24 protein-coding genes and 1 pseudogene are annotated in these 19993 nt (G+C 64.8%); 14 read left to right on the top strand and 11 right to left on the bottom strand.

Annotation, left to right across the window (positions count from 1 at the left end):
- Window positions 1-2: 2 nt before the first annotated feature.
- Complete coding sequence (locus tag H4W01_RS04830; RefSeq protein WP_334685155.1) at window positions 3-638, bottom strand: S24 family peptidase; 636 nt, start codon at window positions 636-638, stop codon at window positions 3-5.
- Window positions 639-709: 71 nt separating this feature from the next.
- Here H4W01_RS04830 and H4W01_RS04825 point away from each other — a divergent pair, with 71 nt between their 5' ends.
- The 6 genes from H4W01_RS04825 to dcd all read left to right on the top strand — a co-directional run bounded on the left by H4W01_RS04825 (window position 710) and on the right by dcd (window position 3547).
- Window positions 710-892, top strand: coding sequence for a hypothetical protein (locus H4W01_RS04825; protein WP_029623047.1), 183 nt, complete (start codon window positions 710-712; stop codon window positions 890-892).
- Window positions 889-1200, top strand: coding sequence for a hypothetical protein (locus H4W01_RS04820; RefSeq protein ID WP_209610112.1), 312 nt, complete (start codon window positions 889-891; stop codon window positions 1198-1200). Before H4W01_RS04825 ends, H4W01_RS04820 begins: the two co-directional genes overlap by 4 nt.
- A 57-nt stretch (window positions 1201-1257) precedes the next feature.
- Entirely contained in the window at window positions 1258-1740 is a 483-nt protein-coding gene (locus H4W01_RS04815; RefSeq protein ID WP_209610111.1) for a UPF0262 family protein, read from the top strand.
- Between the two features lie 10 nt (window positions 1741-1750).
- Window positions 1751-2434, top strand: coding sequence for a GH25 family lysozyme (locus H4W01_RS04810; RefSeq protein ID WP_010407966.1), 684 nt, complete (start codon window positions 1751-1753; stop codon window positions 2432-2434).
- On the top strand, window positions 2431-2895 hold the full coding sequence (locus tag H4W01_RS04805; protein ID WP_209610110.1) for a cytidine deaminase: 465 nt from the start codon (window positions 2431-2433) through the stop codon (window positions 2893-2895). The genes H4W01_RS04810 and H4W01_RS04805 overlap by 4 nt, the downstream gene beginning before the upstream one ends.
- Before the next feature lie 97 nt (window positions 2896-2992).
- The gene (dcd, locus tag H4W01_RS04800; RefSeq protein ID WP_010407963.1) at window positions 2993-3547 is read left to right on the top strand and encodes a dCTP deaminase; all 555 of its coding nucleotides are present in this window, start codon (window positions 2993-2995) and stop codon (window positions 3545-3547) included.
- Window positions 3548-3566: 19 nt separating this feature from the next.
- On the opposite strand, the gene H4W01_RS04795 is transcribed toward dcd, so the two are convergent.
- The 5 genes from H4W01_RS04795 to H4W01_RS04775 all read right to left on the bottom strand — a co-directional run bounded on the left by H4W01_RS04795 (window position 3567) and on the right by H4W01_RS04775 (window position 7336).
- The gene (locus H4W01_RS04795) at window positions 3567-4637 is read right to left on the bottom strand and encodes an MBL fold metallo-hydrolase (RefSeq protein WP_010407961.1); all 1071 of its coding nucleotides are present in this window, start codon (window positions 4635-4637) and stop codon (window positions 3567-3569) included.
- A gap of 142 nt (window positions 4638-4779) precedes the next feature.
- Complete coding sequence (locus H4W01_RS04790; protein WP_010407958.1) at window positions 4780-5208, bottom strand: ExbD/TolR family protein; 429 nt, start codon at window positions 5206-5208, stop codon at window positions 4780-4782.
- Between the two features lie 30 nt (window positions 5209-5238).
- A complete protein-coding gene (locus tag H4W01_RS04785; RefSeq protein ID WP_010407956.1) occupies window positions 5239-5721 on the bottom strand; it encodes an ExbD/TolR family protein in 483 nt (160 codons plus the stop codon).
- A gap of 95 nt (window positions 5722-5816) precedes the next feature.
- Window positions 5817-6602 carry a MotA/TolQ/ExbB proton channel family protein gene (locus tag H4W01_RS04780; RefSeq protein WP_010407954.1) on the bottom strand — a complete coding sequence of 262 codons (786 nt, stop codon included), beginning with the start codon at window positions 6600-6602 and terminating at the stop codon, window positions 5817-5819.
- A gap of 65 nt (window positions 6603-6667) precedes the next feature.
- Entirely contained in the window at window positions 6668-7336 is a 669-nt protein-coding gene (locus H4W01_RS04775) for an energy transducer TonB (protein ID WP_010407952.1), read from the bottom strand.
- Window positions 7337-7558: 222 nt separating this feature from the next.
- Between H4W01_RS04775 and H4W01_RS04770 the strand changes: the two genes are divergently transcribed.
- Entirely contained in the window at window positions 7559-8410 is an 852-nt protein-coding gene (locus H4W01_RS04770; protein WP_209610109.1) for a hypothetical protein, read from the top strand.
- On the opposite strand, the gene H4W01_RS04765 is transcribed toward H4W01_RS04770, so the two are convergent.
- The 3 genes from H4W01_RS04765 to H4W01_RS04755 form a co-directional block, all read right to left on the bottom strand.
- Entirely contained in the window at window positions 8407-8745 is a 339-nt protein-coding gene (locus tag H4W01_RS04765) for a Rossmann fold domain-containing protein (RefSeq protein WP_209610108.1), read from the bottom strand. The two genes, H4W01_RS04770 and H4W01_RS04765, sit on opposite strands and share 4 nt — an antisense overlap.
- Window positions 8742-9113, bottom strand: a complete 372-nt coding sequence (locus H4W01_RS04760; RefSeq protein ID WP_010407946.1) for a dihydroneopterin aldolase — start codon at window positions 9111-9113, stop codon at window positions 8742-8744. Before H4W01_RS04760 ends, H4W01_RS04765 begins: the two co-directional genes overlap by 4 nt.
- Before the next feature lie 61 nt (window positions 9114-9174).
- Window positions 9175-9807, bottom strand: coding sequence for a glutathione S-transferase family protein (locus H4W01_RS04755; protein WP_209610107.1), 633 nt, complete (start codon window positions 9805-9807; stop codon window positions 9175-9177).
- Window positions 9808-9917: 110 nt separating this feature from the next.
- Between H4W01_RS04755 and H4W01_RS04750 the strand changes: the two genes are divergently transcribed.
- Genes H4W01_RS04750 through H4W01_RS04735 form a run of 4 tightly spaced genes read left to right on the top strand, consistent with a single transcriptional unit; the run spans window position 9918 to window position 12843 of the window.
- Window positions 9918-10430: a GNAT family N-acetyltransferase gene (locus H4W01_RS04750; RefSeq protein ID WP_209610106.1), complete on the top strand. Its 513-nt coding sequence runs from the start codon at window positions 9918-9920 to the stop codon at window positions 10428-10430.
- 42 nt (window positions 10431-10472) lie between these two features.
- Complete coding sequence (locus tag H4W01_RS04745; RefSeq protein ID WP_209610105.1) at window positions 10473-11039, top strand: DUF1285 domain-containing protein; 567 nt, start codon at window positions 10473-10475, stop codon at window positions 11037-11039.
- The gene (locus tag H4W01_RS04740; protein WP_010407937.1) at window positions 11036-11632 is read left to right on the top strand and encodes a CoA pyrophosphatase; all 597 of its coding nucleotides are present in this window, start codon (window positions 11036-11038) and stop codon (window positions 11630-11632) included. The genes H4W01_RS04745 and H4W01_RS04740 overlap by 4 nt, the downstream gene beginning before the upstream one ends.
- Entirely contained in the window at window positions 11620-12843 is a 1224-nt protein-coding gene (locus H4W01_RS04735) for a CCA tRNA nucleotidyltransferase (RefSeq protein ID WP_209610104.1), read from the top strand. The genes H4W01_RS04740 and H4W01_RS04735 overlap by 13 nt, the downstream gene beginning before the upstream one ends.
- On the opposite strand, the gene H4W01_RS04730 is transcribed toward H4W01_RS04735, so the two are convergent.
- Complete coding sequence (locus H4W01_RS04730; protein ID WP_209610103.1) at window positions 12813-14528, bottom strand: putative bifunctional diguanylate cyclase/phosphodiesterase; 1716 nt, start codon at window positions 14526-14528, stop codon at window positions 12813-12815. The genes H4W01_RS04735 and H4W01_RS04730 overlap by 31 nt on opposite strands.
- A 93-nt stretch (window positions 14529-14621) precedes the next feature.
- Window positions 14622-16868, bottom strand: a complete 2247-nt coding sequence (parC, locus tag H4W01_RS04725) for a DNA topoisomerase IV subunit A (protein WP_209610102.1) — start codon at window positions 16866-16868, stop codon at window positions 14622-14624.
- A 64-nt stretch (window positions 16869-16932) separates the two neighbouring features.
- On the opposite strand from parC, the pseudogene H4W01_RS22975 reads away from it, so the two are divergent.
- From H4W01_RS22975 to purC, 3 genes and pseudogenes are all read left to right on the top strand, one after another.
- Window positions 16933-17837, top strand: a pseudogene (locus H4W01_RS22975) (alpha/beta hydrolase).
- Window positions 17834-19048 (top strand): kynureninase, encoded by a 1215-nt coding sequence (gene kynU / locus H4W01_RS04715; RefSeq protein WP_209610101.1) that lies wholly within the window; start codon window positions 17834-17836, stop codon window positions 19046-19048. Before H4W01_RS22975 ends, kynU begins: the two are co-directional and overlap by 4 nt.
- 163 nt (window positions 19049-19211) lie before the next feature.
- Window positions 19212-19991, top strand: a complete 780-nt coding sequence (gene purC, locus H4W01_RS04710) for a phosphoribosylaminoimidazolesuccinocarboxamide synthase (RefSeq protein ID WP_209610100.1) — start codon at window positions 19212-19214, stop codon at window positions 19989-19991.
- Window positions 19992-19993: the final 2 nt, after the last annotated feature.

The raw sequence follows: 19993 nt of genomic DNA, 5'->3' as shown, positions 1-19993 counted from the left end.
GCTTAGCGCAAGGTCCGCGACAGCCACACCACGCGTCCGATCACGTCGACCGACGCCGCCGTGATCGCGGGATAAGCGGGATTGTCGCTGACGATCCTGTACCCGTCTGTGGTTATGGACACGCGCTTCACCAGTAGCACCCCGTCCCGCCGCAGCACGAAGATCGCCGGGCTGGCGCTGACCCGCGTGTCGCGTTCATCGATCACGATCTGGTCGCCATCGGCGATCGTCGGCAGCATCGAATCGCCGCGCGCGCGCAGCATTGCCGCGTGCGCGGGACGCAGCCGCAAATCGTCGAGCAAGCGCGGGTCGAGCAACATCTCCGCCACGCCCGGATCATCGGCGGCCACCGTCCCCGGCCCCGCCGACACCTCGACATCCAGCCGCCGGATCGTCGCCATCGGCGTTGACGGCGTGCCCCCCAGCTCGGCTGCATCCACCCGAAAATAAGCGGCGAGCAGGGCCCGGTCGCGCTCCGCCAGATCGCGCGGCGTCCCGCGCCGGACATATTGCTGCAGATAGGCATCATTACGCCGCAGCATCCGCGACAGCGCAGCATAGCTCGCCGTATCGGCATCGATCAGCGCCGCCAGCCGCGCCCGGGGATCGCCTCGCTCCATAGTCGACACGATAGCCATAGGAAATTTCCTAGACAAGTTGGAAAATGGAACAGATCGTGAACTTCGGCGCGAATCACGGGAGATTGGACATGTCGGTGCTGCAGAAAATCGATCGCTATTTGAAGGCTACGGCAATGCCACCGACCAAGTTCGGGCGGCTCGCGGTGCGTGACCCGCGGCTTGTCCACGATCTCAGGCGCGGCCGCGAGCCCGGCCCGCGCATGGTGCGCCGGATCGAGGCCTTCCTCGCCGCGCAACAGGTGCAGCCATGAGCCGCGGCCCCGATGCCGCCACGCTGCTGCGCCGCGCACTGGAACGCGATGCGCGCGCGCAGGGATGTGCCATTACGATCGGTGCCCTGCACAGCACGCGCTGGGCCAGCGCGACCTTTATCGGCGCACAGCATCGGCTGACGCTGGACGCGCCCGACGATGCCGCGCTGGCGCACTGGCTCGGGGCGCTGCCAGAAGTCGAACTGACGCTGCGCGGTCATCTCGTCGCCGATGCCACGGTTACCGCGATCGCGCGGAGCGACGGACGCGCCGAGGCGACGATCGAGGTGCTCACGGTCGAAGCCTGACGCCGCGAGCGGGCGCGGTGGATTGTCGCGCGCGCGCGGCCCGGCTACGGCTGCGCTATGTCCGACCCGCGCATCATTGCCGTGACCCTTGACGAGCGCACCATCCTGTGGCGCTCGGCCGATATCGAGCAGGAACGGCGGATCGCGATCTTCGACCTGATCGAGGGCAACCATTTTGCGCCGCAAAAGGCCTATCCCGATGGCTATGCCGGGCCATATAAGATCGATCTGACGGTCGAGGAAGGGCGGCTCGGCATCGGGATCCACCGCGAGGATGGCACCCATCTCGAGACCTATATCCTTGGCATGGGGCGCTTCCGCCGCCCGATCAAAGACTATTTCGCGATTTGCGACAGCTATTATCAGGCGATCCGCAACGCCACGCCTGCGCAGATCGAGACGGTCGATATGGCGCGGCGCGGCATCCACAATGACGCCGCCGCGTTGCTGAAAGAACGGCTGGAGGGCAAGATCGACATCGATTTCGATACGGCACGCCGCCTGTTCACGCTGATTTGCGTCCTGCACATCAAAGGGTAAAGCGGGCGGCATGGGGCGTTGGAAAAAGCGGATCGGCCTGGCCGGTGCCGCCATCATCACCATCGGTGTGGCATATGCGGCAGGCTGGACCTGGATGCACCATTGGCGGCCGTCCGACAAATACGCCTTTCAAGGCGTCGATGTCGCCGAGGCGAACGGCGCGATCGACTGGTGGGCGGTAAAGCGCGCCGGGGCCGATTTCGCTTATGTCCGCGTCACCAGTGGTGCCGACCGACGCGACGCCCGCTTTCAGGAAAATTGGGCCGCCCTCTATGAAACGGGGCTGCGCCGCGGGGCCAGCCATTTGTATTCGATCTGCCGCCTCGCCACCGATCAGGCCAATCTGTTCAACACCACCGTGCCACGCGACGACAGCGCCCTGCCCGCCGCGCTCGAGCTCGATTTCGCGGCGGATTGCCCCACGCGCCCGGCCCCGCAGATCGTGCTCGACGAACTGCGCCGCTACATCACCATGGTCGAATCGCACACCGGCAAGCCCGTGCTGCTCAAGGTCAGCAAGGCGTTTGACGCGGCTTACGGTGTGACACTGGCGATCCCGCGCCCGGTCTGGGCAGTGCAGGATTTCTTTCCGCCCGATTATCCGGCACGGCGTTGGCGGATGTGGCAGGCAAACGGCACGCGGCGTATCGACGGCGTCGACGGGCCGATCCATTGGGACGTAGTGGCACCATGACCGAAGACAGCACCCGCGACACGCTGATCGCCGCCGCCCGCGCCGCCGCGCGCAACGCGCACGCGCCCTATTCGCGCTTCGCCGTGGGCGCGGCGGTGCTGCTGGCGGACGGGCGCATCGTGACCGGGGCCAATTTCGAAAATGCCAGTTATGGCCTGTCGCTCTGCGCCGAGACGGTTGCACTCGCCACCGTCAACAGTGGCGGAAGCCTGCGTGAGGTGGTGGCGATTGGTGTGATCGGCGGGGCGATGGACGCGGATGGCCGCCCGACCGGCAGCACCCCGGTTGGCCCATGCGGGCGTTGCCGCCAGGTCATCAACGAAGCCGCCGATATGGCGGGGCGCGACATCATCGTCTGGTGCGGTGCGGCCGAGGGCGATGCGGTCGAGCGACGCACCCTTTCCGAGCTGCTGCCACACGCCTTCGGGCCAAAGGATCTGGGCTTGGGCGCTGCCGGGTAGCCGCGCGAGATGACCGGATCAGAGGCCCCCTTGCCCGTATCGGCATTTCCGGCGAAACGCGGGGATCGAAGGCCGACACCATAGGGGAATCATTCGCATGTCGATCATGTCCGACCGCTGGATCCGCGAGCAAGCGCTCGCCACCGGCATGATCGAGCCGTTCGTCGATGGCCAGAAGCGTGAAGGCTGCATCAGCTACGGCCTGTCCTCCTATGGTTATGACGCGCGCGTGTCGGACGAGTTCAAGATCTTCACCAACATCGACAGCGTCATCGTCGACCCCAAGGATTTCGCGGCGAACAGCTTCGTCGACCGCAAGACCGACGTCTGCATCATCCCGCCCAACAGCTTCGCGCTGGCGCGCACGGTCGAATATTTCCGCATCCCGCGCGACGTGCTGGTCATCTGCCTCGGCAAATCGACCTATGCACGCTGCGGCATCATCGTGAATGTCACCCCGCTGGAACCCGGCTGGGAGGGGCATGTCACGCTGGAATTTTCCAACACCACCCCGCTCCCGGCCAAGATCTATGCCAATGAAGGGGCGTGCCAGTTCCTGTTCCTCGAAGGCAATGAGCCGTGCGAGACCAGCTATGCCGACCGTGCGGGCAAATATATGGGCCAACGCGGGGTGACACTGCCGCGGTTGTAATGCCCTTCGATCGCGACGCTTAAGCCGCCCCGAAAAAGTAACTGGTCCCCACGATCGAGCGGATTACCTTGTCGGGCATCGCGGCCAGCGCGGCGGCGACGAACGTTTCGCCGGAGCAGTGACCGGGAATGATATAATCCGGGTTGATTGCCTGCATCAGCGCGAGCGTTTCCATCGCCTGATCGCGCGTCTGTGGGGGAACGAGGTGAAACCCGCCGACGATCGCATGGACCTTATCGACGCCCGAGACGGCTTGCGCGCGTCGTACCGTGTTAATGATGCCGCGATGGCTACACGACCCGATCACCACCAGTCCGCGCCCGGCAACATGGAATGCCGTGCCCAATTCATGCTCGGCATCATCGACGACGAAGGGTCTGTCGCGCTTGGCAAGGTCGAGCAACCTTCTATCGCAATTCTGACCGGGAAGCATGCCCGTGGGCACGCGCGGGCGCTCGGGCGAGACGAACGGGATACGGCCCGTGGTAAAACCGTGCCCTGCCACGACCTGCGAATCGCCCGAGACGATGAGATCGATCCCGGCGCGCCCTATCGACGCTCGGTCGATTGCGCCAAAGGGCGAGCCATCGGGCTCTGTGCCCCGCAGGCGAGCGCAAAAGGCTTCCTCGCCTCCTACTAATAACGGGGTGCGGCGGCGGACCTTTCCCGTGGCCAGGAAGCCGTAAAGCCCGCCAAAATGATCGTAATGGCCATGGCTCAGCACCATCGCGTCAATCGCACCGGGATCGACACCGAGCAGCGCCATATTGTTGAGCAATGCCGCCGCAGTATAGCCAAAGTCGATGAGGGTCGTATGTGTACTCGCACCCACCGACGACCGTGCCAAAAGCGAATAGCCCCACTGGCCGGCAAAAGCCGTGTGATAATCTGCGGTAATCGGTGGCGGAACCACCCGGATTCCCGGTCGCGTTACTGAGGCACCGAACACACCGGTCGTGCTATCGATCAGAACCGTCAGGTGCAGTCGATCGACCACAGGCACCAGAAGCGGCGGTGCCGCGCCGATCGGAAAGGCGGGCATCAAGGCGGCGCCCGTCAGCGCCAGCAAGGATCGGCGATTCAGGTCCACAACGTCCTCCCTTTCCGCGCGACACAAGCCTGACAGATCGCCAGTTGGTCCGCAATATTGGCAGCGGCAGTCGCGTCGGTCTCAAACAAAAAAGGCGGCCCCGAAGGACCGCCCTGATTGTGCATCGACAGATCGTAAGCGATTAGAAATCGTTGCGATATTGCTCGTTGCCGATGAAGCCGAGCTTCGAGACGTTCGAACGCTTGATGATCGCCAGAACCTTGTCGACCTTTTCATACTTCGCCGCCGGGTCCGGTTGAAAATGCAGCTCGGGCTCGGGGTTGAGCTGGGTCGTCTGCACCAGATATTGCTGCAGCGTCGCCTCGTCGGTCGGTGCGCCGTTCCACAGGATCACGCCATCCGGCTGGATGACGATCTTGTTCTTTTGTGGGTCGACGTCAGGCTTCTTCGCGGATGGATCGTTGATCGGAAGATCGACCTTCACCGCGTGCGTCTGGATCGGAATGGTGATGATGAACATGATGAGCAACACGAGCATGACGTCAATCAGCGGCGTCGTGTTCATGTCCATCATGGGCTCGCCTTCGGCGCCGCCACTGCTGATTGCCATGTCAAATACTCCTTGGTGCTACCGCACGCATTACGCCGACGGGCCACCCGTGGGGGGCGGTTCCGAAATGAAGCCGACCTTGGCGAAACCAGCCGACTGCATCGTGTAGATCGCGCCACCGATGCAGCGATACGGCGTTTCCACGTCACCGCGGATATGCGCCTCGGGCAGATCTTCGGTCGTCAAATTCTGAGCACCGCCAGCCTTTTTGACAATCTCTTCGAGCTTGTCGGTCGCGCGCTTGAGCAGCTCTTCATGCGTAACCCGCGTCAGACCCCAATAGATGGCGCACTTGCCGTCGCTATCCTTGGTGATCGAGAGCGAGACGTTCTCGGGCTTGGTCACCGTCGGGTCGTACCGCACGTCCGGCAGCTTCAGCTTGACCGACTGCACGATCGCCGGAACCGTGATGAGGAAGATGATGAGCAACACCAGCATGACGTCGACGAGCGGCGTCGTATTGATGTCGGACATCGGGGCGTCATCGCCGCCGCCACCTGTACTAATCGCCATGAAAGGCCATCCTATTCGTATCGGTCAGGCCACCCGATAAAGCCGGGCGGCGAAAGAAACGGGGCCGCCGCTGGGAGCGGCCCCGCTCGGTACTCTTAGACGCGGGTCTGCACGCCGCCGGCCTGGCCAGCCGTGGTCGTGGCAGGCTTCGGCGCAGTTGCGGTCGGAGCCTTCTTGCCAGGAGCGACCGGACGCACCGCACCGTTCGAGGCGAGGTAGCCGAGCACGTCGTTCGAGAACGCGCTGAGATGCTCGGCAATGCCCTTGTTGCGGCGCTGCAGGAAGTTGAAGGCGAGCACGGCGGGAACCGCGACGACCAGACCGAAGGCGGTCATGATCAGCGATTCACCGACCGGACCTGCGACCTTGTCGATCGATGCCTGGCCAGCCTGGCCGATGCCGATCAGCGCGCGGTAAATACCGAGCACCGTACCGAACAGACCAACGAACGGTGCGGTTGCGCCGACCGTTGCGAGGAAGGCGAGACCGCCACCGAGCTGCGAGTTGATCGCTGCTTCCGAACGCTGCAGCGAACCGTGCAGCCAGTCATGCGCTTCAACCGGATCGGTCAGGCGCGAATGCTGTTCCTGCGCTTCGATGCCGTCGTCGACGATCTGCTTGTAAGCCGAGTTCTTCTCGAGCTTGGCAGCGCCTTCGCGCAGCGAGTTCGCATTCCAGAAGGTCGCACGGACGCGACGGCCCTGGTTGATGATCTTCTGCTGCTCGAACAGCTTGGTGAACAGGATGTAGAGCGTGAAGAACAGGAAGATGGTCAGGATTGCAGCCGTCGTCCAGGTGACGGGGCCGCCCTGCTTCATCGCGTTCATGAAGCCGAAATTGTCAGCAGCCGATGCACCGGCAGCGAGAATGGTGGTGGACATTGCGAAGACTTCCTTCTCGAAAAATGCCCGTGCGCCTCACCCCGGAGCACGCACGGGTGGATGGTTTATTGAGGCAAGCGCCAAACGACGTTACGCGAAGACGACGAGCGGATCGGATTGCCCGCACTGTCCAGGGCAGGCGTATACCGCCCGCGCCGCGTAATGTTCGAGCAAGCAGCGCGATCGAGCGAAGCGTTACCGCTCGATGCGACCACTACGCAGTTCTCGACACGGCCCGCGGTGTTGATTTCCCACTTGATCTTGCTCGTGCCCTGCGCCTCGGCGCTCAGTGCGTCCGAAGGATAGTCATCCGTCGTAACCCATTGCGACGGGTCGCCCTTGGGACCGGCCTGCTTGTTGATCGTCGGCGCTGGCGGAGCAGCAACCGGAACGGGAGCAGGCGCTGCGGCGCGCGGCGTAATCACCAACGCGGGCGGCGGAACGGCAACCGAGACCACAGGAGGGGGCGGTGCCGTGACGCGCACGATCGGCGGCGGCGACACGACCGGCGGGGTCTGAAGCTGCGGCTGCTCGGGCGGCGGGGGCGGCGGTTTGTCGGGTGGGGGCGGCGGTGGTTCAACGACGTCGAAGGTGTTCAGCTTTTCGGTAACCTTCTTGATGTATTTGAAGGTCAGACCGTTCACGAAACCCCACGCGAACAGCGCGACAATGATCGACACGATCACGATCGAAACCACGCGGCTGCCACTCGTATTGCGATCAGCGTAAGCCATTCAGAAACGAAACTCCTCTTTTCCGGTCACGACGGTCCAAGCCGATCCGTAACGTCCGCTCGTTATTCCGGCCTGCCATGGGCTAATATATCCTGGACAGGCCCAACCTCTATCGCGCCGAAAACAACGACGCAAACGCTTTGTCTCACGCAACAAACGTACAACCGCCGCATGGCAGAATTATTTCTGTATAAAAAATGCTTCCTCGGATACCCGTTGGGAATGCCAAAGTTCCCAAAAATCGCCCTGACCGCCGCAATTGTCGGACTTTCCGCCCCCTCCGCCGTTGCAGCGCAACATGCTCCGATCGCTGCGGAAAGTGCCGCGCCAGCGCCCGCTTATGCCGATTATGCGGACCTCGTCGTCGCGGCTCCGGTCATCGTCGATGCGACCATTCGCAGCACCGTCCGGCTCAAGCCGACCGATTCGGCGGGCCTCCCGCCCACTATGGCGCGCCTTTATGTGGAAGCCGACGTCGCGGCACTGATTCGCGGCACGGACGCCATGCCCGCGCGGCTTGGCTACACGCTGGACGTGCCGCTCGACGCCCATGGCCGCGCCCCGCAATATCGCAAAAGCCGCGTATTGCTGTTCGCGCGTGCGGTGGCCGACCAAAACGGGCAGATTCAGCTCATTCGCCCCGACGCGCAGCGCGGCTGGACGGTCGCTGGCGAGGCGTTGACGCGGCGAATCGTTCGCGAAACGCTCGCCCCCGACGCTCCGCCAACGGTGACGGGTATCGCCAACGCCTTTCACACACCGGGCGACCTGCCCGGCTCGGGGGAAACGCAAATCTTCCTATCGACGGCGGACAACCGCCCGATTTCGCTGACGATCGAGCGCAAGGCGGGCGAAGCGCCGCGCTGGTCGGTCGCCTTGAGCGAAGTGGTGGATGCCGCCGCGCCACCGCCGCCGCGCGATACGCTGTTATGGTATCGGCTGGCGTGCAGCTTGCCCGCGACCTTGCCCGACGCCGTGCTGCACTCGTCCGGCGACGATGCGACGGTCGCCCGCGAGGATTATGCCTTGGTCATCACTGCGCTTGGGGCCTGCGATCGCGGCGGACGCCCCTAATCGCGCGCGCCGATGCGCAACACCTGGCCCGTCGAAGATGTCGCCGCTGCCAGAAAGAGCGCGGCGGCGAGGACATCGTCCGCACACGCGCCATCAGCGAGATCGAGCGCGGCCACGCGCATAGTTGGTGCGGCGTCGATCGCGATCGGGCCAATGCCTGCGATCAGCAATGCCCGGTCCAATTTTGGGACGGTTTCGGCAATGACGAGCACCACCGATCCGCCGTCACCCCGCGAATCGGATATCGTATGCCGAAGGTGGACGAGCGCAGCGGCATCGGCGGCGATCACGACGCGCGCCTGCCCCGCCAATGCCGCCGCCACCGCCTGCGTCACCGGCGGTTCCGCACCAGGGTGATCCCGATCGATTCGCCCGCCTCGGCGATGGCGAGCTTGACGATCGACACCTCGACCCGCGTCACGCGCGCATCCTGCAGGAACAGCGTTTCGCAAATATGCTCGGCGACCGCCTCGACCAGCGTGAAATGCACGCCGGTGGGCAGCGCCGTCGTCGCGGCATGTTTCAGATCGAGATAGTTTTTGGAGGCCGACAGCGGCGTATCGGGATCGAAACGATCGGGCACCGCCAAATCCACCGTCAGCGAAATGCGCAGCGGTTGCGGCAGATGCGTCTCCTCCGAATAGATGCCGGTCAGCACCATCACTTCGAGATCATGGACGTTCAGCGTCAGGCGGTCGGTCAAATCTGGCCCTTCTTGTCGATATGGGCGCGCGCCATAGCAGATCGCGGGCGCAGGGGAACCGTCACGCGGCGGCGCTGCTCCGCGCCGATGCGGCCGCGTGCCACCGCCGCAGATTGCCGAGGCCTTCCGGCACCGCCAGCCGCGCGGCCTTGGCGAAGTCGATCGTCACCAGCGCCGTGATATCCGCGAAGCTGTAAGCATCGGTCGCAATCCAGTCGCGCGTCGCCAGTTGCGCATCGAGCGCGGTGGAAAACGCCGCCCATAAAATGCCGCCACGCTCGGCCAGCTCTGGAATTTGCGGGATGGCGGGCCATTTGCCCGCAACGCCGCGATCGCGAAACGCCTCGCGCTGGTTGCGCAGGACGTAGACGACTGCGGCATAGCCTTCCTGCTCGATCCGCCGAGTCCACGATTCGATCCGCGCAATGTCGAGCGCGCTCTCGCCGAACAACGACGGGGCTGGCTGCAGCGCCTCGAAATACCGACAGATCGCTGACGATTCGCACAACACCTCGCCGGAATCGAGTTCGAGCGCGGGCACCACCCCACGCGGATTGATCGCGAGAAACGCCGCGCCCAGATGCTCATCGCTGCGCAAGTCGACCGGCACGCGGTCGACCTCGATTCCCTTTTCCGCCAGATAGATGCGAACGCGGCGCGGGCTTGGTGCCCAGGCGGCATCATAAAGTTTCACGAAGACTCTCCCCATTCGCCTTGCGTTCGGCGCGGTGGAGGCTAAAGCGCGCGGCCCCTTCGGTCTATGGGCCCGTTCCAGCGGGACACGGAAGGGGCGAGGAAACCGCCGTGATCGAATATGTGCCGATTGCCGATGTCGCGCCCGCTGCTGTCGAGGGACTGCTCGACCGTGCCTTCGGACCCGACCGCCATGAGCGCACCGCCTACCGCATTCGCGCCGGGATGGAGGCGATTGCCGCGCTGAGCTTCGCCGCGCTCGACGATGGCGCGCTGGTCGGCACCATCCAATGCTGGCCGATCCGCTTTGTCGGGGATGACGGGCAGGATGTCGCGATGGTGCAGCTTGGCCCGGTCGCAGTCGAGCCCGGGCGGCAGCAAGGCGGCATCGGGCGCGCGCTCACCGCCCACGCGCTGGCGGCGGCGGAACAGGCCGGTCTGGCCGACGCGATCACGCTGATCGGCGATCCCGAATATTATGGCCGCTTCTTCGGTTTCGATGCGGCGCGCACGGCGGAATGGCGCGTGCCCGGCCCGGTCGAGCGGCATCGCCTGCTCGCGCGCGGCGGCAAAGTGCCGAACGGGGCGGGCCTGCTCGCGCCGCGGATCACCGCGCTCGCCTGACGCGGGTTTACGCAACGCGCCGCCTGCCCTACCGCCGCTGCCATGCCGATGGAGCCGATCCCCGATCTCGCCGCTTTGTCGCTCGCCGACATTGCGCGCCTTGCCGAAGCGCGCAAATTGCCCCCGGTCGAGCGCTGGAACCCCACGCATTGTGGCGACAGTGAAATGCGCATCGCGCGCGATGGCACCTGGTTCCACCAGGGCTCGCCGATCGGGCGCGAGGCGATGGTGCGATTGTTCTCGACGATCCTGCGGCGCGAAGCCGATGGCAGCTATGTTCTCGTCACCCCGGTCGAGAAGCTCGACATCGTGGTCGAGGATGCGCCGTTCGTCGCGGTCGAGATGAAGGTGTCGGGCGAAGGCAAGGCGGCGACGCTCACCTTCCGGCTCAACACTGGCGATCTGGTCACCGCCGATGCGGACCATGCGCTGCGCTTCGAGCCACGCGAGGATGGTCCGCGTCCCTATCTGCACGTCCGCGCCGGGCTCGATGCGGTGGTGGCGCGCGCGGTCTATTACGATCTGGCGCAACGCGCGATCGACGGCGGCGACGTCCCGCCCGGCGTATGGAGCGCTGGCCTGTTCTTTCCGCTGGAGCCCTCCGCATGACGCTCGTTTCCCGTTTGCAGCAGGCGCTGGCCACGGGCCATGCCGATACGGTGCTGTTGACCGGCGACCATGTCGATCCCGATGCGATCGTCACCACGCTCGCTCAGGCAGCGGTGCTGATCCCGGTCACCGATCGTGCCGAACCGGGCGTGATCCTGACGCGGCGCACCGACACGCTGTCGCGCCATGCCGGGCAGATCGCCTTTCCCGGCGGTCGGATAGATCCGGGCGATGCCGGGCCGGTCGCGGCGGCCTTGCGCGAAGCCGAGGAGGAAATCGCCCTGCCGCGCACCCACGTCCGCATCGTCGGTGAGGCGGACCGCTATCGCACTGTCACCGGGTTCGAGGTGACACCGGTGATCGGCGTGGTGCCGCCCGATCTGGCGTTCATCCCGGCCGCAGCCGAGGTTGCGGAGGTGTTCGAGGTTCCGCTCGGCTTCCTGCTCGATTCGGGCAACCATATCGAGGCGAGCGTCGAGTGGCAGGGCCGCAACCGGCATTATTATGAGATTTTCTGGGGGGACCATCGCATCTGGGGCGCAACCGCCGCGATGATCGTCAACCTCTCCCGGCGGCTGCGATGGACCGCCTGACGCTGCCCGATGCGCCCTGGCGGCAGCGCGCGGGGCTGGCCGAATTGTGCGCGGTGCTCGGAGACGCGCGTGGCGACGCGCGCTTCGTCGGCGGGGCGGTGCGCGATTCGCTGCTTGGGCTGGACGTTGCCGATGTCGATCTGGCGACGCGCCACCCGCCCGAGGATGTGATCGACCTGCTCGCGCGCGCGCGGATTCGCGCGGTGCCGACGGGTCTTGCCCATGGCACGATCACGGCCGTGCTAGCGGATGGCTCTCCAGTCGAAGTCACGACCTTGCGCAGCGACGTGGCAACCGACGGCCGCCATGCCACCGTCGCCTTTACCGACGATTGGCGCGAGGATGCCGCGCGCCGCGATTTCACGATCAATGCGCTCTATGCCGATCCACAGACCGGCGAAATCTTCGACTATTTCGACGGCCTGGCCGATCTGGCGGCGCGGCGCGTGCGCTTCATTGGGGATCCGTTGCAGCGCATCGCCGAGGATCATTTGCGCATCCTGCGCTTCTTCCGCTTCCACGCGCGCTTTGGCGATGCGCCGGATGCGGCGGGGCTGGATGCCTGCACTGCGCGCGCCAATGATTTGATGGCGCTGTCGCGCGAACGGATCGCGGCGGAACTGCTCAAGCTGCTGGTCGCCCCCAATGCGGTGGCGACGCTGCGACTGATGGTTGAGCGCGGCATCTTCCGCCCGGTCCTGCCCGAAATCACCGCCGGAGGTGTCGAGGCCTTTGCCGACGTTGCGGGCAGCGAGACGCTGGCGGGCCTGACCCCCGATCCGATCCGTCGCCTCGCCGCCATCCTGCCGCGCGATGCGAAGGTCGGCGAGGATGTCGCCGCGCGGCTGAAACTGTCAAACGCGCAGCGCAAACGGATCGTCTCCGCGCTCACCCCCGATCTCGCCGCCCCGCAGGCGCTCTCCTATCGGCTGGGCCAGGACGGCGCGATCGACCGCGTGCTGCTGCATATCCCGGCGGCGATGGAGCGCGTGCTGGCGGTGCGCCAGATCCTCGATTGGGTCGCGCCGAGCTTCCCGATCCATGGCGGAGCGCTGGTCTCGCGCGGAGTCGATAAGGGGCCCGATGTCGCGCGGTTGCTCAAACTGGTCGAACATCAGTGGATCGCCGAGGATTTTCCGTCAGCCGAGCGCGCCAATGCCATTGCCGATGCGGCCGTCGCTCAATTCCTGAGCGACTCCAGCATCGCATAGGCGGCCTCGGCCTCCAGCGGGCGCGCGTACAGATAGCCCTGGCCATAGGTACACCCCAACGCCGCCAGCGTTTGCGACAATTCGTTGGTCTCGATTCCCTCGGCGGTGGTCTTCATGCCGAGCGCCTGCGCGAGCGACAGGATCGCGCGCACGATCGCGATTTTGTCGCGGTCCGCCAGCATCCCCGTCACGAAGCTGCGATCGATCTTGAGGATGTCGATCGGCAGTTTCTGGAGATAGGCGAGGTTGGAATAGCCGGTGCCGAAATCGTCCATCGCGATAGTGGTACCCAGCGCCTTCAGCGCGTGCATGATGCCGGCCATGCGGTCCGGGTCGGTTACCAGCGCGCTTTCGGTCAGTTCCAGCGTGAAGCGCGAACCGTCCAGGCCGTAAGCCGCAAGCGCCGATTGCACGACCGGCGCGATCGCGTCGCGCTGCAACTGGATCGCGGAGAGGTTGACCGCGAGCTTGACCCCGCAATCGCCCCCCATCCGCGCATCCCATTGCGCCAGCGTCGCCGCCGCTTCCTGAATCGCCCAGCGCCCGAGCGGAACGATCAGCCCCGATTCTTCGGCTACGGGGATGAAATCATTGGGCGAATATTCGATTCCCGCTTCGTCTCGCCAGCGCGCCAGCGATTCGAACGACACCAGCCGCCCCGTCGCGAGATCGCAGATCGGTTGATAGGTCAGCCGCATCTGCCCGCGCTCGATCGCGCGGCGCAGCGCGGTCTCCATGCCGAATTGCTCGCGCGCAATGTCGAACGCCTGGGTCTGATACGCCTCGGTCTTGCCGGTTCCCTTCGAACGTTTGACCGCAAACTGCGCGTGGCGGATCAATTCCTCGCCATCGTCGATCGCCGCCGTGCCGAACGCGATGCCGATCGAGCAGGCCACCCGAATTTCGAAATCCGACAGGCGGAACGGCGTGGACAGCGCGCCCTGGATCCGCTTGGCGACATGATCCGCATCGCCGGGCCCATCCTCCAGCGTCAGGAGAATGCCGAATTCATCACCGCCGGTTCGCGCCAATACGTCCTGCGCCCGCAACGCCCCTTTTAATCGACGCGCGACGGTGATGAGCAGTTCATCCCCCGCCATCGACCCCAGGCACGCATTGACCCGGCTGAAACGATCGAGATCGATGACCAGAACGGCATAACGCGTGCGCGACGCGGGCTCGTCGAGCAAGCTTTCAAGCCGATCGCTAAACCCCGCTCGGTTGGGCAGGCCGGTCAAACTGTCGGTCAGCATTTCCCGACGCAAATTGTGCTCGGTCCGCAATTCGGCGGTTTGGTCAACCAGGATCAGGACGCAGCGCTGATCGGGATTGATCGCCAGTCGCGCCAGGGTGGCCTGATAATAATGGCAATCGACCGCGTCGCCATATTCGATCGGAAATTCGGCGCGGAGCGAATCGCTGCGAATAAAGTCGGCGATCCGTTGCTCGATTTGCGCGACCAGCGAGCGCCGCCGGTCGCCAATGCCAAGCCCTGCAATTTCATAAGCGCGGTTGGCGGCCTGCACCACCACCCCCGTTTCGTGCAGCGCCAGCATCACCGCCGGCACCGGCAACAGCTCGATAACGCGCGATGCCAACATCAGCGACGGCGCATGCGCATTGTCCTGCGTCAGCGCATCCGCCGCAGTCGAATGGTTCAAAGCAGGATGCGAAACGAACGCCATTGTCGTAGCGATAGCGCGCAATCGTTAAGAACCCGCTCAACCTTCCGGTTTTTCAGTACGTTGGTGAAATGACACCGCTGGTACTGGCGCGTGCTAGAAGCGGTTGTCGCGCGGGAATCCGTTGGGTGGCATTCGCCCCGCAGCGCCCCGTGCGGCCCGCCATGGGGCAAGATCGGTTTCGGTGCGGATACGCCCGCTCTCCCCGCCCATCGGCCAGCTCAATCCATCGGCAAACACGAAGGTCGTCGCATCGGACAACCCACCATCGCGGAAGCGCATCAACTGCACCCCCTGCCCGCGCGCCATTTCCGCCAGTTCGGTCAGCGGAAACACCAGCAAGCGCCGATTGTCGCCGATCGCCGCGACATAATCGGCCTCCGGCGCGACCGGGCGGACGACCTTGAGCTTGGCCCCGATCCGCGGCGTGACGACGGTCTTGCCCTTGCGCGTCTCGGCGATGATGTCGGCGGTGCGGACGATAAAGCCGCGCCCGTCGCTCGCTGCGACCAGCAATTTCTCGGCAATCCCGGCGCGGAAAATATCGACGATGCCGATGTCGCCATCAAGATCGATCATCAACCGCACCGGCTCGCCAAAGCCGCGCCCGCCCGGTAATTTATCGGCGGCCAGCGTGTAGAAACGCCCGTTTTCGGCGGCGACGATGATCTTGTCGGTGGTGTGCGCTGTGAAATCGAACAAGGCGGCATCGCCTTCCTTGAACTTTACCGCCGCAACCCCTGCGGCATCGACATGCCCCTTCATCGCGCGGATCCAGCCGCGCTGCGACAGGATCACGGTGATCGGTTCGCGCTCGATCATCGCCTCGAGCGGGATGTCGCGCGCCGGGGCCGCCTCTGCGACAGTAGTGCGCCGCTTGCCGAGCTTGGTCTCGGGGCCATAGCGCTCGCGCAATTTGGTGAAGTCGCGCTTCAGCCGCGTGCGCTGGCGCGCCTCGCTGCCGAGCAACGCCTCCAGCCCGGTACGCTCCGCCTCCAGCGTGTCGCGCTCCTTGCGCAACTCCATTTCCTCGAGCCGCCGCAAGCTGCGCAGCCGCATGTTGAGGATCGCCTCGGCCTGGCGCTCGTTCAGGTCGAACTCCGCCATCATCACCGGCTTGGGCTCATCCTCGGTGCGGATGATCTCGATCACGCGGTCGAGGTTGAGATAGGCGACGATGTAGCCGTGCAGCAGCTCGATCCGGTCGGCGATCTTGGACAGGCGATGCGTGGTGCGCCGCTGCAGCACGATGAACTGATGCGCCACCCATTCCTGCAACGCCTGGCGCAAACTCATCACGCGCGGCGTGCGGTTGGCATCGAGCACGTTGAGGTTGAGGCTGAAGCGGACTTCGAGGTCCGACATTTTGAACAGGCTTTCCATCAGCATATCGGCCTCGACCGTGCGACTGCGCGGTTCGATGACGATGCGGATTTCCGAATCCGATTCATCGCGGATGTCGGCCAGGATCGGCAGCTTCTTGTCGTTGACGATCGCCGCGATCTGCTCGATCAATTTGCCCTTCTGGATGCCGTAGGGGATTTCGGTGACGATCGCGTTCCAGGTGCCGCGTCCCTGATCCTCGACATGCCAGCGTGCCCGCACGCGAAAACCCCCGCGCCCGGTGGCATAGGCCTCGGCGATCGACGCCGGGCTGTCGACGACCAACCCACCGGTCGGGAAATCGGGCCCCTTGATATGCTCCAGCAGCGCCGCATCCTCGGCGTGTGGATTGTCGATCAGCAGGATCGCGGCATCGAACAGTTCAGCGGCGTTGTGCGGCGGGATACTGGTGGCCATGCCAACCGCGATTCCCGCCGCACCGTTTGCGAGCAGGTTGGGGAAAGCTCCAGGGAAAAGCTCAGGCTCCTGCTCTTCATTATTATAGGTGGGTTTGAAGCCGACAGCGTCTTCGTCGAGCCCTTCCATCAAATCCATGGCGACTTGGGTCAGCCGCGCCTCGGTATAACGGAAGGCAGCGGCGTTATCGCCGTCGATATTGCCGAAATTCCCCTGCCCCTCAACCAGCGGATACCGCACCGAAAAATCCTGCGCGAGCCGGACCATCGCGTCATAGACCGAGGAATCGCCATGCGGATGATATTTGCCGATCACCTCGCCGACCACGCGCGCCGATTTCTTGTAAGCGGTGTTCGGGTCCATCCGCAGCTGGCGCATCGCCCACAGCAAACGGCGATGCACCGGCTTCATCCCGTCGCGCACATCCGGCAGCGAGCGTGCGGTGATCGTCGACAGCGCATAGACCAGATAGCGGTCGCTGAGCGCGCTATCGAAGGGCGAGTCCACGATGGCTTGGAAGGGATCGGTCAAATCGGTCGGCATGTGTCCGCGATAGCAGCCGCATTCGCAGGTGGCGAGATGGTCGCGTCGCGATTACACCCGAGAGATGATCCGTTTACTGTCCCTCGCCCTTCTCCTCCTGCCCGCAGGTACCATGGCCGATACCCCGCGCCCGCCCGAACCGCCCTTGCTCACCTGGCCCGACTTGACCGGGCGGGCGCAGCCGAAGCCCGACGCGACGATCGCCTATGGCGCGGATGCACTGCAACAGGTGGATGTGTGGCTCCCCGCCGGGGCCGGCCGACATCCCGTCGTGCTGATGGTGCATGGGGGCTGCTGGACGACCAGCATCGCCGATCGCAGCCTGATGAACTGGATCGCCGATGATCTGCGCAAAAGCGGGATCGCGGTGTGGAATATCGAATATCGCGGGTGGATCGTCCGGGCGGCGGCTATCCCGGAACTTTTCTCGACGCCGGTGCCGCCGCCGACGCGCTGACCGGAAACGCCGCGCGCTTTCATCTCGACACTACCCATGTGGTCGCGGTCGGCCATTCGGCCGGCGGACACCTGGCGCTGTGGCTGGCCGGACGGTCGCGACTGCCCAAGGACAGCCCCTTGCACAGCGCCCACCCGATCAAGATCCGCCATGTCATAAGCCTCGGCGGGTTGCCCGATCTGGAAGCGACCGCCGCCAGCCCCGATAACGGGTGTGGCACCGAAATCGTCGCGCAGCTGGTCGGCAAGCCCGGCACCCGCGCCGATGTTTATGCCGATACCTCCGTCCCCCGCCTGCTACCGCTCGGTGTGGCGCAGGATCTGGTCAACGGGCGTGCCGACGCGATCATTCCGTTGCGCCTTGGCACGGGCTATGTCGACCAGGCTCGCGCCGAGGGAGACCGCGCCGCTTTGCACATCGTCGAACGCACCGGCCATGTCGAACTGATCGCACCGGAGACGGCCGCCTGGGCGCAAGCAAAGGCGCTGATCCGCAGCGCGCTGGCCCAATGACGCGCGACGAAGCGCGCGCGCGCGACGCTGCCGATCCGCTGCGCGGCTATCGCGACCGCTTCGCGCTGCCCGACGGCGTACTCTATCTCGACGGCAATTCGCTTGGCCCCTTGCCGCGCGACGCCGCGCCCGCGCTTGCTGATATGGCCGGGCGGCAATGGGGCGAGCGGCTGATCCGCAGCTGGAACGAGGGCTGGATCGACGCGCCGCAGCGCATTGGCGGCAAGATCGCGGCGCTGATCGGGGCCGAGCCCGACGAAGTGATCGTCGCCGATTCCACCTCGGTCAACCTGTTCAAGCTGATCGTCGCCGCCCTTCGCCACGATCCGGCGCGCCACACCATTGTCAGCGAAACCGGCAATTTCCCGACCGATCTGCACATCGCCGAAGGCGCGGTCGGCTGCGTGGCCGGTGCCCGGCTGAACGCGGTCGCGCGGGGCGCGCTCAGCAATGCGATCGACGGCGACACTGCGGTAGTCCTGCTCACCCATGTCCATTACAAAACCGCCGAGCGCTTCGACATGGCGTCGTGGACCGCCGCCGCCCATGCCGCCGGGGCGCTGACCTTGTGGGACCTCAGCCACAGCGTCGGCGCGGTGCCGATCGACCTCAATGCCGCCGGAGCCGATCTCGCGGTGGGCTGCGGGTATAAATATCTCAATGGCGGGCCCGGTGCCCCGGCGTTCCTGTTCGTCGCGCGACGCTTGCAGGAGCGCTTGGCAAGCCCGTTATCGGGTTGGATGGGCCATGCCGCGCCGTTCGATTTTGCCGACGCCTATCAACCGGCCAGCGGCATGAAGCGATGGCTGGCTGGCACCCCTTCCATGCTGGCGATGGCGGGGCTGGAGGCGGGGGTCGACCTGTGGCGCGCCGTCGACCAGCAGGCGGTGGCGACGAAGAGCGCCGCGCTGTTCGATCAATTCGCCGCGATCGGTGCGCGCCTCAACCTCGAATGCGCCAGCCCCGCCAATCCCGAACGGCGTGGCAGCCATATTTCGTTCCGCCATCCCCAGGCCTATGCGCTGTGCCAGGCGCTGATCGCGCGCGGCGTGATTGGCGATTTTCGCGACCCTGATATCCTGCGTTTTGGCCTGACGCCGCTCTATCTGGGGTTCGAGGATGTGTGGTGCGCCGGATCGATCATCGCGGACATCCTGACAAGCGGCGCGTTCCGCGACCCCGCCTTCGCGCAGCGCAATGCGGTGACCTGATCAGTTGGGGCCAGCATCACTCCGCCAACCCGCACACCCCCCAAGCTGATTGCACCACCGCCGCGCTTTCGATATAGCGAGATCCTTACCGCCCCGGCCCGCGTTCCCCGCGTCGCCGGGGCCTATCGTTTTCAGCTTTTGGTTTTTAGGGGTATCCGCGCACATGGCACGCCGCCGCCAGATCTACGAAGGCAAGGCCAAGATCCTCTATGAGGGGCCTGAGCCAGGGACGCTGATCCAGTATTTCAAGGATGACGCAACCGCCTTCAACGCCCAGAAAAAGGGCACGATCAGCGGCAAGGGCGTGCTCAATAACCGGATTTCCGAGCATATCTTCACCCTGCTCGGGCTGATCGGCGTGCCAACGCACTTCATCCGCCGTCTCAACATGCGCGAGCAGCTGATCCGCCAGGTCGAGATCATCCCGATCGAAGTGGTGGTGCGCAACGTCGCCGCCGGATCGATTTCGACTCGACTCGGCATTGAGGAAGGCACCCAGCTTCCCCGCACGATCATCGAATATTATTATAAGGACGATGCGCTCGGCGATCCGATGATCACCGACGAGCATATCGCCGCGTTCGGCTGGGCCGGGCAGGAAGAGATGCACGACATTGCCGACCTGGCGATTCGCATCAACGATTTCCTGTGCGGGCTGTTCGCCGGGATCGGTATCCGTCTGATCGACTTCAAGCTCGAATTCGGGCGCGTGTGGGACAATGATTATCCCCGCATCCTGCTGGCCGACGAAATCAGCCCCGATGGCTGCCGACTGTGGGACATGACCACCAACGAGAAGCTCGACAAGGATCGTTTCCGTCGCGATCTCGGCGGTGAAGTCGAGGCGTATCAGGAAGTTGCTCGCCGTCTCGGGCTGCTGCCCGAAGGGGCCGACAATGCCGTGCTCGATCTCGAAAAGCATCGGCTGAGCAAGGGCAAATAAGC

The sequence above is a fragment of the Sphingomonas sp. PL20 genome, assembly GCF_017875905.1.
Classification (GTDB): domain Bacteria; phylum Pseudomonadota; class Alphaproteobacteria; order Sphingomonadales; family Sphingomonadaceae; genus Sphingomonas; species Sphingomonas echinoides.
The sequence above is the reverse complement of the archived record's forward strand: the minus strand, read 5'-3'. Positions and strand labels throughout refer to the sequence as shown.

Coding starts and splice junctions, on each gene's coding strand:
- H4W01_RS04830 (WP_334685155.1), bottom strand. CDS start 638: ATGGCTATCGTGTCGACTATGGAGCGAGGCGATCCCCGGGCGCGGCTG.
- H4W01_RS04825 (WP_029623047.1), top strand. CDS start 710: ATGTCGGTGCTGCAGAAAATCGATCGCTATTTGAAGGCTACGGCAATG.
- H4W01_RS04820 (WP_209610112.1), top strand. CDS start 889: ATGAGCCGCGGCCCCGATGCCGCCACGCTGCTGCGCCGCGCACTGGAA.
- H4W01_RS04815 (WP_209610111.1), top strand. CDS start 1,258: ATGTCCGACCCGCGCATCATTGCCGTGACCCTTGACGAGCGCACCATC.
- H4W01_RS04810 (WP_010407966.1), top strand. CDS start 1,751: ATGGGGCGTTGGAAAAAGCGGATCGGCCTGGCCGGTGCCGCCATCATC.
- H4W01_RS04805 (WP_209610110.1), top strand. CDS start 2,431: ATGACCGAAGACAGCACCCGCGACACGCTGATCGCCGCCGCCCGCGCC.
- dcd (WP_010407963.1), top strand. CDS start 2,993: ATGTCGATCATGTCCGACCGCTGGATCCGCGAGCAAGCGCTCGCCACC.
- H4W01_RS04790 (WP_010407958.1), bottom strand. CDS start 5,208: ATGGCAATCAGCAGTGGCGGCGCCGAAGGCGAGCCCATGATGGACATG.
- H4W01_RS04785 (WP_010407956.1), bottom strand. CDS start 5,721: ATGGCGATTAGTACAGGTGGCGGCGGCGATGACGCCCCGATGTCCGAC.
- H4W01_RS04780 (WP_010407954.1), bottom strand. CDS start 6,602: ATGTCCACCACCATTCTCGCTGCCGGTGCATCGGCTGCTGACAATTTC.
- H4W01_RS04775 (WP_010407952.1), bottom strand. CDS start 7,336: ATGGCTTACGCTGATCGCAATACGAGTGGCAGCCGCGTGGTTTCGATC.
- H4W01_RS04770 (WP_209610109.1), top strand. CDS start 7,559: ATGCCAAAGTTCCCAAAAATCGCCCTGACCGCCGCAATTGTCGGACTT.
- H4W01_RS04745 (WP_209610105.1), top strand. CDS start 10,473: ATGCCGATGGAGCCGATCCCCGATCTCGCCGCTTTGTCGCTCGCCGAC.
- H4W01_RS04740 (WP_010407937.1), top strand. CDS start 11,036: ATGACGCTCGTTTCCCGTTTGCAGCAGGCGCTGGCCACGGGCCATGCC.
- H4W01_RS04735 (WP_209610104.1), top strand. CDS start 11,620: ATGGACCGCCTGACGCTGCCCGATGCGCCCTGGCGGCAGCGCGCGGGG.
- H4W01_RS04730 (WP_209610103.1), bottom strand. CDS start 14,528: ATGGCGTTCGTTTCGCATCCTGCTTTGAACCATTCGACTGCGGCGGAT.
- parC (WP_209610102.1), bottom strand. CDS start 16,868: ATGCCGACCGATTTGACCGATCCCTTCCAAGCCATCGTGGACTCGCCC.
- kynU (WP_209610101.1), top strand. CDS start 17,834: ATGACGCGCGACGAAGCGCGCGCGCGCGACGCTGCCGATCCGCTGCGC.
- purC (WP_209610100.1), top strand. CDS start 19,212: ATGGCACGCCGCCGCCAGATCTACGAAGGCAAGGCCAAGATCCTCTAT.